Source organism: Pseudomonas sp. BNK-30, assembly GCF_047456185.1.
In the GTDB taxonomy this organism is placed as follows: domain Bacteria; phylum Pseudomonadota; class Gammaproteobacteria; order Pseudomonadales; family Pseudomonadaceae; genus Aquipseudomonas; species Aquipseudomonas putida_E.
The window spans coordinates 5,361,501-5,376,475 of record NZ_CP179904.1 but is presented as its reverse complement, the minus strand read 5'-3'; the positions used below and the strand labels follow the sequence as shown (position 1 = coordinate 5,376,475).

Genomic DNA, 14,975 nt, shown 5'->3' with positions numbered 1-14,975 from the left:
GGCGATGAATCCACCGCCGATTTCCAGGATTGCCCGCATGCTCAGACTCCTCCTCACCCTGCTGCTCCTGCTGCCCCTGGCAACCCAGGCCAGCGAGGGCGAATTCTTCCTCACCGCCAAGCCCGCCGAGCAGGCTCGCCTGCTCGAAGGCTGGGCGGCGCAACCCGACGCCGCGCGCCTGCCGCTGCTGGAAAACCTGCGCCAGGGCCGCATCGCAGCCGATGACACCCGCAAGGTGCGCCTTAACAACCGCCTGCGCGGCCTGATCGATAACGCCCTGGCCAGCCACCAGTTGCTCAGCGACAACAGCGACACTCGCCTGACCGCCGCCCAGCAACTGCAAAAAAGTGCACAACCGGCGCAAATGGCATTCCTCGACCGGCGCTTTGCCAGCGAACCCGACACTACCGTGCACGCAGCGCTTGGCCTGGCACTGGCCAACCTGCAACTGGGCGCCAGCGAGCCAGCCGTGCGCCTGGCGGCGGTACGCCTGCTCGGCGAAACCGGCGACCCGCTGGCCCGCACCCGCCTGGAGGCCTTGCTGCAACCCGATGTGGAAACCGACGCAGGCGTGCGCACTGCCGCTGAAACAAGCCTGGCGCAGGTCAAACGCAAACTGCTGTTCGGTGAGCTGCTCGGCCAGGCTTTCAGCGGCCTGTCGCTGGGTTCGATCCTGCTGCTGGCGGCCCTTGGCCTGGCGATCACCTTCGGGCTGCTGGGCGTGATCAACATGGCCCACGGTGAGATGCTCATGCTCGGTGCTTACAGCACCTACATGGTCCAGGTGCTGCTGCAGCGCTACGCGCCAGGCGCAATCGAGTTCTACCCGCTGATTGCCCTGCCAGTGGCCTTCGCCGTCAGCGCCGGGGTGGGCATGGCCCTGGAGCGCACGGTGATCCGCCACCTCTACGGCCGCCCGCTGGAAACCCTGCTGGCGACCTGGGGCATCAGCCTAATGCTGATCCAGGCCATCCGCCTGCTGTTCGGCGCGCAGAACGTCGAGGTCAGCAACCCGGCGTGGCTGTCTGGTGGCATCCAGCTGCTGCCCAACCTGGTGCTGCCCTATAACCGCCTGGTGATCATTGCCTTCGCCCTGGCGGTGGTACTGCTGACCTGGCTGCTGCTCAACCGCACGCGGCTGGGCCTGAACGTACGTGCGGTCACCCAGAATCGCAACATGGCTGCCTGCTGTGGTGTGTCCACCGGGCGGGTGGACATGCTCGCCTTCGGCCTGGGCTCGGGCATCGCCGGGCTTGGTGGTGTAGCGCTGAGCCAGGTCGGCAACGTCGGCCCGGACCTTGGCCAGAGCTACATCATCGACTCGTTCCTGGTAGTGGTGCTCGGCGGTGTCGGGCAACTGGCCGGTAGCCTCTGGGCCGCCTTCGGCCTAGGGATAGCCAACAAGCTGCTGGAGCCGCAAATCGGCGCGGTGCTTGGCAAGATCCTCATCCTTGCGTTGATCATTCTGTTCATCCAGAAACGCCCGCAAGGCCTGTTCGCCCTCAAGGGACGGGTAATCGACTGATGAACCAGCCACTGCTTGTCACCGCTTCGCAAAAAGCCGGGCCGCGCCTGTCGCTGGCCATCGGTACCGTCGTCGTCCTGCTGTTGCTGGCCATGGCGCTGCTGTCGTTGCTGCCGCCCGACCATGCCTTGCAGGTCTCGGCCTACACACTCACCCTGGTCGGCAAGATCCTCTGCTACGCCATCGTCGCCCTGGCCCTGGACCTGGTCTGGGGCTACGCAGGGCTGCTGTCGCTCGGCCACGGGCTGTTCTTCGCCCTCGGTGGCTACGCCATGGGCATGTACCTGATGCGCCAGGCCGCCGGTGACGGCCTGCCGGGGTTCATGACATTCCTGTCGTGGAGCGAACTGCCGTGGTACTGGGCCGGTACCCAGCACTTTGCCTGGGCGCTGTGCCTGGTGGTGCTGGCACCGGGCCTGCTGGCACTGGTGTTTGGCTTCTTCGCCTTCCGCTCGCGGATCAAGGGCGTGTATTTCTCGATCATGACCCAGGCCCTGACCTTCGCCGGCATGCTGCTGTTCTTCCGCAACGAGACAGGGTTTGGCGGCAACAACGGTTTCACCAGTTTCCGCACGATTCTGGGCTTCGACATTGCCTCCCAAGGCACCCGCGCCGTGCTGTTCCTGCTGACCGTAGGTTTGCTGCTGGCAAGCCTGTACCTGTGCTGGCGCCTGACCCAGAGCAAGTTCGGCCGCCTGCTCACCGCCGTACGCGATGCAGAAAACCGCATGATGTTCTGTGGCTATGACCCACGGGGCTTCAAGCTGCTGGTGTGGGTACTGAGCGCCGTGCTGTGCGGCCTGGCGGGTGCGCTGTATGTGCCACAGGTGGGCATCATCAACCCCAGCGAGATGTCGCCGACCAACTCCATCGAGGCTGCTGTCTGGGTAGCCTTGGGCGGGCGCGGCACACTGATCGGCCCGCTGCTGGGCGCGGGCCTGGTCAACGGCATGAAAAGCTGGTTCACCGTGGCCTTCCCCGAGTTCTGGCTGTTCTTCCTCGGCGCATTGTTCATCCTCGTCACCCTGTACCTGCCCAAGGGCGTGGTCGGCCTGCTGAAGAAAAGGAGCCAGCCATGAAAGGCGTGCCCCCAGTGCATCCGGAATTCATGCTCGAACCGGTATTCGACAACCTTGGCAGCGGCCGTGACGCCATCGGCCTGGGCAGCCGCCGTGAAGCGGGGCTGGATACCCGTCACGGCACGGTGCTGAGCCTGGAAGGCATCAGCGTCAGCTTCGATGGTTTCAAGGCACTCAATGCCCTGAACCTGTACATCGGTGTGGGGGAGTTGCGCTGCATCATCGGCCCCAACGGTGCCGGCAAGACCACCATGATGGACGTGATTACCGGCAAGACGCGCCCCGACACCGGCAGTGCCTTCTTCGGCGATACCCTGGACCTGACCCGCATGAGCGAATACCAGATCGCCCAGGCCGGCATTGGCCGCAAGTTCCAGAAGCCCACGGTGTTCGAAGCACTGACCGTGTTCGAGAACCTTGAGCTGGCACTGAAAACCGATAAGTCAGTCTGGGCCTGCCTGACGGCACGCTTGAGCGGTGAGCAACAGCAACGCATCGAAGAAGTGCTGACCACCTTGCGCCTGCTACCCCTGGCCCAGCGCCAGGCAGGCCTGCTGTCACATGGGCAGAAACAGTTCCTCGAGATCGGCATGTTGCTGGTACAGGAGCCGCAACTGCTACTGCTCGACGAGCCGGTGGCCGGCATGACCGATGCCGAAACCGAGTTCACCGCTGAGCTGTTCAAAGGCTTGGCCGGCAAGCATTCGCTGATGGTGGTGGAGCACGACATGGGGTTTGTCGGCAGCATTGCCGACCATGTGACCGTGCTGCACCAGGGCAGCGTACTGGCAGAGGGATCGCTGGAGCAGGTGCAAGCGGATGAGCGGGTGGTCGAGGTTTATCTAGGGCGCTGACGCGCCTCAAGTGGCATGCATCAAGCCGCAAGCAGTAGCCGTGCGCTCCCTCTTGCCGCTTGAAGCTTGAAGCTTGTAGCTGACAAGAACGAGGAATTGAAAGTGCTTGAAGTCAGTGAATTGCACCAGTACTACGGCGGTAGCCACATCCTGCGCGGCCTGTCCTTCGAAGCCAAGGTCGGTGAAGTCACCTGCCTGCTCGGGCGCAACGGCGTGGGCAAGACCACCCTGCTGCGCTGCCTGATGGGCCTGGTGCCGCCACGCGAAGGCCGCGTCGAATGGGAAGGCCAGCCGATCACCACGCTCAAGCCACAGCAACGGGTACACGCAGGCATCGCCTATGTGCCCCAGGGGCGTGAGATATTCGCGCGGCTCAGCGTCGAGGAAAACCTGCTGATGGGCCTGTCGCGCTTCCCGGCGCGCGAGGCCCGTGAGGTGCCTGCGTTCATCTACGAACTGTTCCCGGTGCTGGAACAGATGAAGCAACGCCGCGGCGGTGACCTGTCCGGCGGCCAGCAGCAACAGCTGGCCATCGGCCGCGCCCTGGCCAGCCGGCCACGCCTGCTGATCCTCGACGAACCCACCGAAGGCATTCAGCCATCGGTCATCAAGGAGATCGGTGCGGTCATCCGCCGCCTGGCAGAGCGTGGCGACATGGCCATCCTGCTGGTGGAGCAGTTCTATGACTTTGCCGAGGAGCTGGCCGACCAGTATCTGGTCATGGCCCGTGGCGAAATCATCCAGCGCGGGCGCGGTGAAAACATGCAGGCCGAAGGTGTGCGTGGGCTGGTAACCATTTAATCTGCAGCCCTCGACCTTGTGAGACGCAGCAATGAGCCACGAAATTCGCGATGCCCTGCCCGCCGACGTGCCGGGCATCCTCGACATCTATAACGACGCAGTGCGCAACACCACGGCGATCTGGAACGATACGCCGGTGGACCTGGGCAACCGAGAGGCCTGGTTCGAGGCCCGGGCACAGCAGGGCTATCCGATTCTGGTGGCAGTGGATCACAGCGGTGTGCTGGGCTATGCGTCGTTTGGCGATTGGCGGCCGTTCGAGGGTTTTCGCAATACCGTGGAGCATTCGGTGTATATCCGTGGCGATCAGCGCGGCAAGGGCCTGGGGCCGCAATTGATGGCAGCACTGATCGCGCGCGCGCGGGGGTGTGGCAAGCATGTGATGGTCGCGGCCATCGAGAGTGGCAATGCCGCGTCGGTCCGCCTGCATGAGCGTCTGGGCTTCGTGGTGACAGGGCAGATGCCCCAGGTGGGGGTGAAGTTCGGGCGGTGGCTGGATTTGACTTTCATGCAGCTGGTGCTCGACCCGGGGGCAGAGCCAGCCTGAGTTTTTTGCTGATTGCAGCGGCCCCATCGCCAGCAAGCCGGCGATGGGGTCGCTGCAATCGACATCACATCTGGGTAAACCTGCCCAGCCGCTGTTTCAGCATGCTGTTCTCGCTGCGCAACTGCTGCACTTCCTGCAACAGCTCCAGCGCCAGCGCCACCCCTTCCCACTCCAGTTCCAGCTCCTGGTGCAGCTTTGCCGCACGCCTGGCCAGCAGCGGCGCCTGATCATCGAACAACCATTCCTCCGGCGTTCGCCCCGAAGGTTCAACGATGCCGTGCTCGACGATCTCGACCACGTAGTCGGCCGTGATATCGGCCTCCTGGCAAAGCGTGCGCATGTCCAGTTGAACGATCAGGGTGCTGCTCATGATCACTTACTCCATTGTGTCCTCGGATTGAACGCCGCCTTCTCGGAAAGCTGGGTCCACAATTGGCGGGTAGAGGCGTCGGATGCCGGCGGCATGACTACCTTGAGCTGGGCGTAGAGGTTGCCGCGCTCACCCTGCTTGTTCGCCAGGCCTTTGCCAGGCACACGCAGGCGCTGGCCACTCTGGCTGTCGGGGCGGATGGTCAGGTTGATCTTGCCGTCCAGGGTCGGCACCGCCACCTTGGTGCCCAATGCCGCCTCCCACGGTGCCAGTGGCACAGTGATGATCAGGTCCTGGCCCTCGACATCGAACAGCGGGTGCGGTGCCATGCGGATGGTCAGGAACAGGTCGCCGTTGGCGCCGCCAGCGCTGCCCGGCGCTCCTTGGCCCTTGAGGCGGATGCGCTCACCGTCGCTCACGCCGGCCGGGATCTTCACGTTCAGGGTCTTGGTCGTGAACCCGGTACGCTGGCCGGCGGCGTTGGTCTGCGGCACCTGGAAGCTGATCTGCTTGGACTCCTTGCTCAGGGTTTCCTCAAGGAAGATCGCCAGTTCCAGTTCCACATCCTGCCCTCGCCTGCCGGCACTGCGTTGTTGCCGAGCGCCGCCAAAGGGGTTGCCGCCCCGTGCGCCGAAGATCGAGCTGAAGAAGTCGGAGAAATCACCGCCCTCGAAACCACCGCCCGCACCGCCACGGTTCTCCCAGCCCGGTGGGGCCTGGAATGGACGACCATGCTGGCCGCCGTACTTGCGGATCTCGTCGAACTCGGCGCGTTTCTGGGCGTCGCCAAGCACCTCGTAGGCCTCATTGGCCTCCTTGAATTTCTCCTCGGCGTCGCGCTCCTTGCTGACGTCAGGGTGATACTTGCGCGCCAGCTTGCGGTACGCGGCCTTGATCGCCTTCTCGTCCGCCGTGGGCTCTACGCCGAGTATCTTGTAGTAGTCTTTGAAGTCCATCTATGGATCACCAATGTGAATTTTCGTGTTGCATCTGAAGATAAGGGTCAAGCATAGCCTTTCAAGGTGCGCTTGGCTTTGCTTCAAGGCAGACGACCGGTCTTGATTCTCTGGCCAAGTGGCATAAACTGCGCGGCCGTTTTGCCTCCGGAAGCCCTTTTCCCATGTCTGACGTATCCCCGGCCCGTGCCCTTGGCATCGACTTCGGCACCTCCAACTCCACGGTCGGCTGGCACCGCCCCGGGGTCGAGTCGCTGATAGCCCTGGAAGACGGCAAGATCACCCTGCCCTCGGTGGTTTTCTTCAATATCGAAGAGCGCCGCCCTGTGTATGGCCGGCTGGCACTGCACGAGTACCTGGAAGGCTACGAAGGCCGCCTGATGCGCTCGCTCAAGAGCCTGCTGGGCTCCAAGCTGATCAAGCACGACACCAGCGTGCTGGGCAGCGCCTTGCCATTCAAGGACCTGCTGGGCATGTTCATCGGCGAACTGAAAAAGCGTGCCGAAACCGCCGCCGACCGCAGCTTCGATCAGGTGGTACTGGGCCGCCCGGTGTTTTTCGTCGACGAGGACCCGGCTGCCGACCAGGAGGCCGAAGATACCCTGGCCGACGTGGCCCGCAAGATCGGCTTCAAGGACGTGTCGTTCCAGTACGAACCGATTGCCGCCGCGTTCGACTACGAGTCAGGTATCAGCCGTGAAGAGCTGGTACTGATCGTGGATATCGGCGGGGGTACCTCGGACTTTACCCTGATACGCCTGTCACCCGAGCGTCACCAAGTGGCCGAGCGCCAGAGCGACATCCTCGCCACTGGCGGCGTGCACATCGGCGGTACCGACTTCGACAAGCAGTTGAGCCTGCAGGGCGTGATGCCGCTGTTCGGTTACGGCAGCCGGATGAAGAGCGGTGCGCTGATGCCTACCAGCTACCACCTCAACCTGGCCACCTGGCACACCATCAACGCCCTGTACTCGCAGAAGTCGCAACTGGCGTTGGGCAGCATGCGCTATGACATCGAGGACACCCTGGGCATCGACCGTCTGTTCAAGCTGATCGAGCAACGGGCCGGGCACTGGCTGGCGATGGAGGTCGAGGCCAGCAAGATTGAGCTGACCGACCACGAAAGCCGCCGTATCGACCTCGGCCGCGTGGAGCGCGAATTGGGCGTGGACCTGACCCGTGCGGTGTTCGAAGGCGCGATCGAAGGGCTGCTGGAGCGGGTGCGTGGCAGCGTCACCGAGCTGCTGGCCAAGGCCGGTGTAAGCGAAGGTCAGGTGGACACGGTGTTCTTCACCGGTGGTTCCAGCGGCATTCCGGCGCTGCGCAACAGTGTGGCGGCGATGCTGCCGAATGCGCGGCATGTGGAGGGCAATATCTTCGGCAGCATCGGCAGCGGGCTGGCAATCGAGGCGCGCAAGCGTTACGGGTGAGCTGCGAGCTACAAGCTGCGAGCTACAAGCCGATTGGCGATGGAAGGCCCACCGCGTTCGGCTTTATCTTGCAGCTTGCAGCTCTCAAACCAGCTCAGCCCGCTTCAGCTCGCTCTTCATGTACGCATAGTACACCGGCCCCGCTACCACTCCCGGCAACCCGAACGCCGCCTCGAACACCAGCATCGCCAGCAAAAGCTCCCAGGCCTTGGCACTGATCTGCCCCCCCACGATCCGCGCGTTGAGGAAGTACTCGACCTTGTGGATAACGATCAGATACCCCAGCGCGGCCGCAGCCACCCAGATCGACAGCGACATGCCAACAATCGTGATCAGCGTGTTGGACATCAGGTTGCCGATCACCGGCAACAGCCCGAGCAGGAAGGTCAGCACGATCAGCGTCTTGGTCAGCGGCAGGTGCACACCGAACAGTGGCAACACCACAGCAAGGAAAATGCCGGTGAACACGGTGTTGAGCAGCGAGATCTTGATCTGCGCGAAGACGATGTTGCGAAACGCCTGCACCAGCAGGCTCAGGCGCTCGAACAAGGCGGCAGCCAGCGGTTTGCGCCGCGAGATGTCGGGGATGCGCTGCAGGGCAATGATAGCGCCGAGTATCATGCCGATCAGCAGCGTCACGAACATGTGCGCCATGCCCTTGCCTACAAGCTGCAGGTCGCTGAGGTGGCTCTTGATCCACTCACCGATGGCCACTTTGAACTCCGCGGCACTGGCCGGCAGGTAGCCCTCGATGAACGGCGGCAACTGGCCACGGGCACGCTCGAACAGGGCCATGAACTTGTCCAGCGATGCGCCGGGGTTCTCTGCCTCGTGCAGCAGGAAGCTGAACGCGCCGGCGATCAGCAAGGTCAGGGTACTGACCACCAAGGTACCCAGCAGCGCCACCGCCAGCCAGCGTGCGCGTTGCCCGGCAATGATCGGCTGCAGCCGTGGCGTGAGCATGTTGACCAGCTCGAACACCAGCAGCCCGGCCAGCAGGCTGGGTAACAATTTCAGGGGGAGCGCCAGCAGCAGGCCGGCAAATACGATGATCCAGCTGGCCAGGGTGACCTGGCGGGGGGTGAAAGTCATACAGCCTCAACGGCAGACAACGGAAAAGAACCGCAGTCTGCCAGCCTTCGTCCTACAGGCATAGGCGCAGGTCATTTCTTCTTCAGGCAGTCACTCATGTAGGCCTTGCGCTCGTCGCCCTTGAGGGCCTGGGCGCTGGCGTCAGCGTTGCAGATCTTCATCTTTTCCTGCTGGGTCGGCGGTACGCTTTTCTTCAGGCAGTTGCTCATGAAGGCTTTGCGCTCATCGCCCTTGAGCGCCTTGGCAGAAGCGTCGGCATTGCACGAGGTCATCTTTTCCTGTTGCGCGGTGGCAGCGAATCCCTGCGCACTGAACATAACGGCCAACGCCAGCAATGGCATGTGCAGCATCTTCATGGAGTGGTCTCCTTGTCTCCCGCGCCCGATGCACGGTGTCGCAGGTGAGTGTAGACAACAAATTTTACACACCCGTCCGCGCTTGCCGCCGGTACTGCTCCGGCGTGCAATGGGCCTGACGCTGGAACATGGCGATGAATGCCGAGGCGCTGCTGTAGCCCAGGTCGAAGGCGATGGCCTGTATCGGCAAGCCGGCCTCCAGCGCCTCGATGGCCCGCAAGAACCTCAGGCGCAGGCGCCACTCACCAAAGCTGATGCCCAGTTCGCGCAGAAATTGCCGCGCCAGGGTGCGCTCGCTGACATGCACCTGCGCCGCCCAGTCCGCCAGCGGGCGGTTGTCACCAGGTTCAGCGCCGAGGGCATCGAGCACCTGGCGCAGGCCCTCGCTCTGAGCAAAGGGCAGGTAGCAGGTCTGGGTGGGTGCCAGCAGCAACTGATCGAGCAGCACCTGCACCAGACGCTGGTCGCGTTCGTCCTTGGCCACCTTGACGTCCCGGCGGGCGAAGTCGCCGAGGATGGCCTTGAGGATATCGCTGATCACCAGGCTGCACGGCTGCTGCGGTAGGCCGGCGCACAGGCTGCGGTCGAGATAGACCGAGCGGTAAACGATGGCCTGAGGGTTGTAGCAACCATGTTCGGTATCCGGCGGCACCCAGACCGCGTAATGCGGGGGTGACAGAAAACGCTGGCCATTGACATCCAGGTGCATGACGCCGTGGGCGGTGTAGTTGAGCTGGCCCCAGGTGTGGCGATGGGGCGGGCTGTGAGTGTCGGCGCCAAATTCGTCGTGGCGCAGGTAGACGGGCGCGGGAAGCTGGTCGAACTGCGGGATATCGAGGTATTTGCGGCGCATGCTGTCTGCTTCAAGGGGCAGGTTGTCTGGATAGGAGTATAGGCTTGCTGACAGACAAACGATAATACGGGGCCATCATACAACCTCTGTGAAAGCGGGCACGCTCCCACGGAGGCTTATGAGCATCCAAGAGCCTTTGCGTCATGAATTATCTGTACCCCCTCACCGCCATCCTCATTTGGGCCGGCAACACTGTAGTCACCAAGCTGTCCGCAGGTGCCATTCACCCTGCCGAGATCGGCTTCTACCGCTGGCTGCTCGCAGGGCTGCTGTTCACCCCGTTCCTGCTGCCGGCCGTGTGGCGCAACCGCCTGGCCATCCGTCCGCACCTGCCCAGAATCTTCGTCCTTGGCGTGCTCGGCATGGCCCTGTACCAAAGCCTCGCCTACTTCGCGGCCAGCATCACCAGCGCTACCAACATGGGCATCATTCTCTCGCTGATGCCCTTGATGTCGCTGGCCCTGTCCATCGCATGGCTCGGCCAGCGGCTGAGCTACGGTGCCCTGACGGGCGCGGCGGTGTCCTTCATCGGTGTGCTGGAAGTCGTCTCCGCCGGCCATCCCAGTATCCTGCTGGAGCAAGGCCTGAACCGCGGTGACCTGCTGATGCTGGTGGCCACCCTGGCCTACGCGCTGTACAGCTTCCTGCTGAAGAAATGGCAGCTGCGCCTGCCGCCCTTGCAGCTGCTGTACCTGCAGGTGCTGGTGGCAATCATTGTCTTGCTGCCACTGTTCCTGCTTTCGGACAAGACCGGCCTGAACGTGCATAACGTGGGCCTGGTGCTGTACGCCTGTGTGCTGGCCTCGATGGTCGCGCCGCTGGTGTGGATGCAGGCCGTGCACCGCCTGGGGCCAAGCCGCACCACGCTGTTCTTCAACCTGCTGCCGCTGGTGACCGCGCTGATCGCAGCCGCAGTGCTCGACGAGCAACTGGCCAGCTACCACCTGATCGGCGGCTTGCTGACCCTGGCCGGGGTGGTCCTCGCCGAACGCTGGACCACCCCCGTGCGCCGCAGCGCTACAGCCCCGCAGCCTTGAGGCGGGCGGCGTGCTCGGTGAACAGCCGCACCGGCTCGGCGCCCTTGCCCACGGCGCCGAGCGACTGGTTGACGATGTCCAGGTGATCGAGCGGGTAGTCATCACCGATCACCTGCCCCAAGTGTGAACTGAAGCGCCCGACCATACCGTCACACTGGCCCTTTTCCTTGACGAAACTGCGGGCGAACAGGCGGCAGAAGCGGTTGCTGCCGTCAAAGCGGTTACGCCCCTGGTCGGTGATACCCGGCTGCAAGGTGCCTGACCACGAATAGTAACGCACGCCGTTGACCTCTCCCGCGCCCTCACCGCCCCAGGTGTCGGGCAGGCCCTGTGGATAAGCCTGGTTGAACAGCGCTACGCCGGCGCTGGTCAGCGATTGGTGCGAGGCATGCACGTCGATAGGCAATGAGTCGCGGCGCCAGCCGGTTTCCAACCACCCCAGCAGCACCGCCAGGCCATGCAAAACAGCCCTGAGGATGCGCCCTTGGGGTGAATCGCCCGGCGCTGTGCGAGCCAAGTGGTCGGCCAGTTCCGAGCCGTGGTTAGGCCCGGCCACCGAAGTCACTGATGCCACCCGGTCAGGCCGCTTGGCTGCGGCATAACGCGCGCTCAGGGCGCCTTGGCTATGGCCGATCAGGTTGACCTTGTCAGCGCCGGTACGCTGGCAGATGTCTTCGATGATTGCCAGCAACTGCTCACCGCGCACTTCGCTGGAGTGCAAGGGCGATACCTGCACGGGGAACACCTGCGCCCCGCCCTTGCGCAAGGCCGGCACGATGCCGAACCAATAGGGATAGAGCAATGCCCTGACAAAGCCGAGCATGCCCGGTACCAGCACCAACGGGTAGCGCGTAGCCAATTCCTGCTGCATGGGCCCAACCCCTTTGCGTGGACGACCGGCCAACACTACAGCGGCCTGAATGACCATCGCAATCGAACTCCTGACGCGCCGCGCGGTTCCAAACCAGAACAGACCCTTGAGCAAGGAGCGGGACCATGTACAAACAGACCCTGGCAATCCTTCTGGCAAGCGCGACCCTGGCCGCCTGTGGCAGCCGCCCGGAAAACCCGGTGGACTACGTCACCTACCGCGACGAGCCGCTGGTCAAGCAAGTCGAAAACGGCATGACCATGCAGAAAGTCATCGCCATCGGCGGCAGCCCATCGAATGCGACCGACCTGCCGCACGGAGGCACTTGCAACGACTACATCCTCAACCGCGATGGCCATCAACAGCCTTACTACGTGCGCTTCGATGCCACCGGCCATGTCGATGCCAAGGGTTTCAAGACTTGCAAACAACGAGAAGAGGACAGCGAAGCCGTACACGGCGCCTGAGCCTGCGCAACATCCTGACCACCCGTCCTGATTTGTCTGGAGATAACCATGAGCAACGTTGAACTGACCGATGTGCAAACCCTGCGCAAGCGTGCCCGTGAGCACGTCGAGCAAGGTGCGGTGACCGAGGGTTACCACGCCGACCGCCAGGAAATCCTGCGCCTGCTCAATGAGTCGCTGGCCACCGAGCTTGTCTGCGTACTGCGCTACAAGCGTCATTACTTCATGGCCAGCGGGATCAAGGCGAGCGTGGCTGCCGAGGAGTTTCTCGAGCATGCCAACCAGGAAGCCGAGCACGCCGACAAACTGGCCGAGCGCATCGTGCAGCTGGGCGGCGAGCCGGACTTCAATCCGGACAACCTGACCAAGAATTCCCATGCCCAATACGTAGCAGGCAATTCGTTGAAGGAGATGGTGCTGGAGGACTTGGTGGCCGAACGCATCGCGATCGACAGCTACCGCGAGATCATTCAGTACATTGGCGACAAAGACCCGACTACGCGTCGCATCTTCGAGGACATCCTGGCTCAGGAAGAAGAACACGCAGACGACATGTCCGATCTGCTGCAAGGCTTGTAATCGCCAGGGGCCGCTTTGCGGCCCCGGTTCACTTATTGCTTGCCCTTCACCTCAGCCGGCGCCTTGCCGGCTTTCATCTGCTGCAGCAACGGCGTGCACTGGTTGGGCTCATCGCCACTGCTTGGCGCCACCAGCGCCAGCAGCCCCGCCGCAGGCCCTGCAACTACCCCCAGTGCCACCATGCCCACGCCGCGCAATGCCAGCGGCACCGCCTGCACGCCCGCACCGGGCTTGGCGAACGGCCCGCGGACATACAGCGGCGAACGCAGCGAGAACAGCCGCAAGCCTTTCGATTCAGGAGTGATCTCAAGGTCCAGCTGCTCGCTGGCGAAGTTGGCCGTGCCGTTGACGTAGATGATCGCGTTCTCGGTATCGAATATGAACAGGCGCGTGCTCGCCAGCCCGTCCTTGATACCAACATCAGCTGCTGCGCAGTTGATCTGCACATCCTCATCGCCAAACAGCTTGCCGATCACGTAGTTGCCCACGTTCAACCCTGCAATCTCCATCAGGCTGCGGCTGATCGCACCATCGTTGATCAGCATGCGCAGGTCACCATTGGCCGTGCCCAGCAGGGCTGCCACCGAGTTGCCGCGGCCGCTGATATCGGCATCGCCGTTGAGCTCACCGAAGCTGGTCTGCATCGGCGCAAAGGTGGGGAACAGCTGCTTGAGCTTGAAGCCACGTGCGGTCAGCCGAGCGCGCCCCTGCAGCGGTACGCTGCGGCCATCCAGGCGTATCCTGGAGGCCAGGTTGCCACCGGCCACCCCAAAGCGCAGCGGCTCCAGGCGCAGCAGGCCGTCCTCGAGGATTACATGGGCAGAGAGGTCTTTGAACGGCAATTGCTCACTGTGGACGATTCGTTTGCCGGCAAACTCGACGTCGGCGTCCATGGTGCGCCAGCGATCAGTGCGGAACTCCTCCACCGGCAGCACCTTGCCGGCAGGCTGCTTGCTGGCGCCCCCGCGGGCTTTCTGCTCGGCGTTGGAGTCGGCACCGATCAGCGGTGCCAAGTCTTTGAACAACAACTGGTTGGAGACCAGCTTGCCAGATAGCTTAGGCCGCGGCTGGCTGGCGACGAACGCCAGGTCGCCGTGGATGTCACTGTTGCCGATCTTGCCGTTGAATCCTTCGTAGTTGAACGTCGCACCTTCGGCCGCCTGCAGGTTGGCCTTCAGGTGACCATCGGTTTCGTAGGCTGGTGTGTCTGGCAGGGTCACCCCCGTCAGCGGATAAAGGTTACCCAAACTGGCGCCTGACAAGCGCAGGCGAAGATCCAGCGCCCCCAGGTTGCGAGGGTCGGTCAGGGTGCCTGCGAGCACTACGTGGGTATCGGCAACGCGCACGTCGGCCTGCAACGGAAATGGCTGGCTGGCGTCCTGCAGCGCCAGCAGGCCACCAATCTTGCCAGTACCGGAGATTGGCTGCCCCTTGTAACGGCCCTGGGCCTTGAGCCCGAAGGCATAGTCCTGAGCGCCGCCGGCCTTGTCGGCACTTGCCTTACCCACGATCTCGCTGAACGGTATGGGTTTGCCCAGCGGATCTATCTGTACCTTCATGCTGGTTTTCAGGGTCTGGTCGTCGAAGCTGACATTACCTTGGTCAAAACCGATGGCACCGATATCCAGCTGCCACTTGGAGGGCTGTGCATTCTCATCCTTGGGGCCGAAATCGAAGGTCCAGTTGGCGCGGCCATCGGCCAGGCGAGTAAGGCTGGCGGTGGGTTTGACCAGGTCGATGCGCGGGATGACGATCTGCTGGAATACCAGCGGCAGCGGCGCCAGTCGAAATTCCACACGCTCCAGGCCGACCATCTTCGGCTCCTTCAGCCACTCGGGATTGCCTAGGGTCAGGTCCTCGGCAATGAAGTGCGGCCACGGAACCCAGGCGCGCCACCCGCCTTCTTCCGGCTCAGTGCGCCAGTGCACCGACAGGTTACCGTTGATCGCGAACGGCCGGTGCAACGCTTCGGAGACTTTCTCGTTAAGCAATGGCTTGACCCGGTTCCAGTCGAAGGTGGCGATCACAACCACCAGTATCGCCAGCAAGGTCAGCAGGCTGGTAAGGGTCCAGACGAGGATTCTGGCGGGACGCGTCATTGCGTTATTCTCCTGACGGCTTGGGGCAAAACGGGCGCAACGATCGCACTCAATATCTC

General features: G+C 63.1%; 16 protein-coding genes. 9 read left to right on the top strand and 7 right to left on the bottom strand.

Features of this window, described 5'->3' with window-relative positions; translation table 11 throughout:
- The first annotated feature begins 4 nt into the window (after positions 1-4).
- From urtB to ACMGGN_RS24935, 5 genes are all read left to right on the top strand, one after another.
- Positions 5-1,525: an urea ABC transporter permease subunit UrtB gene (urtB, locus tag ACMGGN_RS24955; protein WP_414156346.1), complete on the top strand. Its 1,521-nt coding sequence runs from the start codon at positions 5-7 to the stop codon at positions 1,523-1,525.
- Complete coding sequence (gene urtC, locus ACMGGN_RS24950) at positions 1,525-2,604, top strand: urea ABC transporter permease subunit UrtC (protein WP_115273785.1); 1,080 nt, start codon at positions 1,525-1,527, stop codon at positions 2,602-2,604. Before urtB ends, urtC begins: the two co-directional genes overlap by 1 nt.
- Positions 2,601-3,458 (top strand): urea ABC transporter ATP-binding protein UrtD, encoded by an 858-nt coding sequence (urtD, locus tag ACMGGN_RS24945; RefSeq protein ID WP_069974045.1) that lies wholly within the window; start codon positions 2,601-2,603, stop codon positions 3,456-3,458. The genes urtC and urtD overlap by 4 nt, the downstream gene beginning before the upstream one ends.
- A 102-nt stretch (positions 3,459-3,560) precedes the next feature.
- Positions 3,561-4,259, top strand: a complete 699-nt coding sequence (gene urtE, locus ACMGGN_RS24940; protein ID WP_012316436.1) for an urea ABC transporter ATP-binding subunit UrtE — start codon at positions 3,561-3,563, stop codon at positions 4,257-4,259.
- Positions 4,260-4,290: 31 nt separating this feature from the next.
- On the top strand, positions 4,291-4,806 hold the full coding sequence (locus ACMGGN_RS24935) for a GNAT family N-acetyltransferase (RefSeq protein WP_125924584.1): 516 nt from the start codon (positions 4,291-4,293) through the stop codon (positions 4,804-4,806).
- A gap of 64 nt (positions 4,807-4,870) precedes the next feature.
- On the opposite strand, the gene ACMGGN_RS24930 is transcribed toward ACMGGN_RS24935, so the two are convergent.
- Both ACMGGN_RS24930 and cbpA read right to left on the bottom strand, forming a co-directional pair.
- A complete protein-coding gene (locus ACMGGN_RS24930) occupies positions 4,871-5,176 on the bottom strand; it encodes a chaperone modulator CbpM (RefSeq protein WP_012316438.1) in 306 nt (101 codons plus the stop codon).
- Between the two features lie 2 nt (positions 5,177-5,178).
- On the bottom strand, positions 5,179-6,132 hold the full coding sequence (gene cbpA, locus ACMGGN_RS24925; RefSeq protein ID WP_012316439.1) for a curved DNA-binding protein: 954 nt from the start codon (positions 6,130-6,132) through the stop codon (positions 5,179-5,181).
- Positions 6,133-6,296: 164 nt separating this feature from the next.
- On the opposite strand from cbpA, the gene ACMGGN_RS24920 reads away from it, so the two are divergent.
- Positions 6,297-7,562, top strand: coding sequence for an Hsp70 family protein (locus ACMGGN_RS24920; RefSeq protein ID WP_174142028.1), 1,266 nt, complete (start codon positions 6,297-6,299; stop codon positions 7,560-7,562).
- An 84-nt stretch (positions 7,563-7,646) separates the two neighbouring features.
- Here ACMGGN_RS24920 and ACMGGN_RS24915 read toward each other — a convergent pair whose 3' ends face one another.
- From ACMGGN_RS24915 to ACMGGN_RS24905, 3 genes are all read right to left on the bottom strand, one after another.
- Complete coding sequence (locus ACMGGN_RS24915; RefSeq protein ID WP_012316441.1) at positions 7,647-8,654, bottom strand: AI-2E family transporter; 1,008 nt, start codon at positions 8,652-8,654, stop codon at positions 7,647-7,649.
- Between the two features lie 71 nt (positions 8,655-8,725).
- A complete protein-coding gene (locus ACMGGN_RS24910; RefSeq protein ID WP_012316442.1) occupies positions 8,726-9,010 on the bottom strand; it encodes a PsiF family protein in 285 nt (94 codons plus the stop codon).
- Positions 9,011-9,074: 64 nt separating this feature from the next.
- Positions 9,075-9,863: an AraC family transcriptional regulator gene (locus ACMGGN_RS24905; protein ID WP_119687835.1), complete on the bottom strand. Its 789-nt coding sequence runs from the start codon at positions 9,861-9,863 to the stop codon at positions 9,075-9,077.
- 143 nt (positions 9,864-10,006) lie between these two features.
- Here ACMGGN_RS24905 and ACMGGN_RS24900 point away from each other — a divergent pair, with 143 nt between their 5' ends.
- Positions 10,007-10,900 carry a DMT family transporter gene (locus ACMGGN_RS24900; RefSeq protein ID WP_204918993.1) on the top strand — a complete coding sequence of 298 codons (894 nt, stop codon included), beginning with the start codon at positions 10,007-10,009 and terminating at the stop codon, positions 10,898-10,900.
- Here the strand turns inward: ACMGGN_RS24900 and ACMGGN_RS24895 are convergent.
- Positions 10,881-11,771: an esterase/lipase family protein gene (locus ACMGGN_RS24895; protein WP_251962418.1), complete on the bottom strand. Its 891-nt coding sequence runs from the start codon at positions 11,769-11,771 to the stop codon at positions 10,881-10,883. The genes ACMGGN_RS24900 and ACMGGN_RS24895 overlap by 20 nt on opposite strands.
- 125 nt (positions 11,772-11,896) lie before the next feature.
- Here ACMGGN_RS24895 and osmE point away from each other — a divergent pair, with 125 nt between their 5' ends.
- Together osmE and ACMGGN_RS24885 are read left to right on the top strand one after the other, a co-directional pair.
- On the top strand, positions 11,897-12,238 hold the full coding sequence (gene osmE / locus ACMGGN_RS24890) for an osmotically-inducible lipoprotein OsmE (protein ID WP_039603804.1): 342 nt from the start codon (positions 11,897-11,899) through the stop codon (positions 12,236-12,238).
- A gap of 48 nt (positions 12,239-12,286) precedes the next feature.
- Positions 12,287-12,817 (top strand): ferritin-like domain-containing protein, encoded by a 531-nt coding sequence (locus tag ACMGGN_RS24885; RefSeq protein WP_012316447.1) that lies wholly within the window; start codon positions 12,287-12,289, stop codon positions 12,815-12,817.
- 32 nt (positions 12,818-12,849) lie between these two features.
- On the opposite strand, the gene ACMGGN_RS24880 is transcribed toward ACMGGN_RS24885, so the two are convergent.
- Positions 12,850-14,916 carry an AsmA family protein gene (locus tag ACMGGN_RS24880; RefSeq protein WP_414156345.1) on the bottom strand — a complete coding sequence of 689 codons (2,067 nt, stop codon included), beginning with the start codon at positions 14,914-14,916 and terminating at the stop codon, positions 12,850-12,852.
- Between the last annotated feature and the right edge of the window lie 59 nt (positions 14,917-14,975).

Coding starts and splice junctions, on each gene's coding strand:
- ACMGGN_RS24900 (WP_204918993.1), top strand. CDS start 10,007: ATGAATTATCTGTACCCCCTCACCGCCATCCTCATTTGGGCCGGCAAC.
- ACMGGN_RS24920 (WP_174142028.1), top strand. CDS start 6,297: ATGTCTGACGTATCCCCGGCCCGTGCCCTTGGCATCGACTTCGGCACC.
- ACMGGN_RS24885 (WP_012316447.1), top strand. CDS start 12,287: ATGAGCAACGTTGAACTGACCGATGTGCAAACCCTGCGCAAGCGTGCC.
- cbpA (WP_012316439.1), bottom strand. CDS start 6,132: ATGGACTTCAAAGACTACTACAAGATACTCGGCGTAGAGCCCACGGCG.
- ACMGGN_RS24915 (WP_012316441.1), bottom strand. CDS start 8,654: ATGACTTTCACCCCCCGCCAGGTCACCCTGGCCAGCTGGATCATCGTA.
- osmE (WP_039603804.1), top strand. CDS start 11,897: ATGTACAAACAGACCCTGGCAATCCTTCTGGCAAGCGCGACCCTGGCC.
- ACMGGN_RS24930 (WP_012316438.1), bottom strand. CDS start 5,176: ATGAGCAGCACCCTGATCGTTCAACTGGACATGCGCACGCTTTGCCAG.
- ACMGGN_RS24905 (WP_119687835.1), bottom strand. CDS start 9,863: ATGCGCCGCAAATACCTCGATATCCCGCAGTTCGACCAGCTTCCCGCG.
- ACMGGN_RS24935 (WP_125924584.1), top strand. CDS start 4,291: ATGAGCCACGAAATTCGCGATGCCCTGCCCGCCGACGTGCCGGGCATC.
- urtD (WP_069974045.1), top strand. CDS start 2,601: ATGAAAGGCGTGCCCCCAGTGCATCCGGAATTCATGCTCGAACCGGTA.
- urtB (WP_414156346.1), top strand. CDS start 5: ATGAATCCACCGCCGATTTCCAGGATTGCCCGCATGCTCAGACTCCTC.
- ACMGGN_RS24880 (WP_414156345.1), bottom strand. CDS start 14,916: ATGACGCGTCCCGCCAGAATCCTCGTCTGGACCCTTACCAGCCTGCTG.
- urtC (WP_115273785.1), top strand. CDS start 1,525: ATGAACCAGCCACTGCTTGTCACCGCTTCGCAAAAAGCCGGGCCGCGC.
- ACMGGN_RS24895 (WP_251962418.1), bottom strand. CDS start 11,771: ATGCAGCAGGAATTGGCTACGCGCTACCCGTTGGTGCTGGTACCGGGC.
- ACMGGN_RS24910 (WP_012316442.1), bottom strand. CDS start 9,010: ATGAAGATGCTGCACATGCCATTGCTGGCGTTGGCCGTTATGTTCAGT.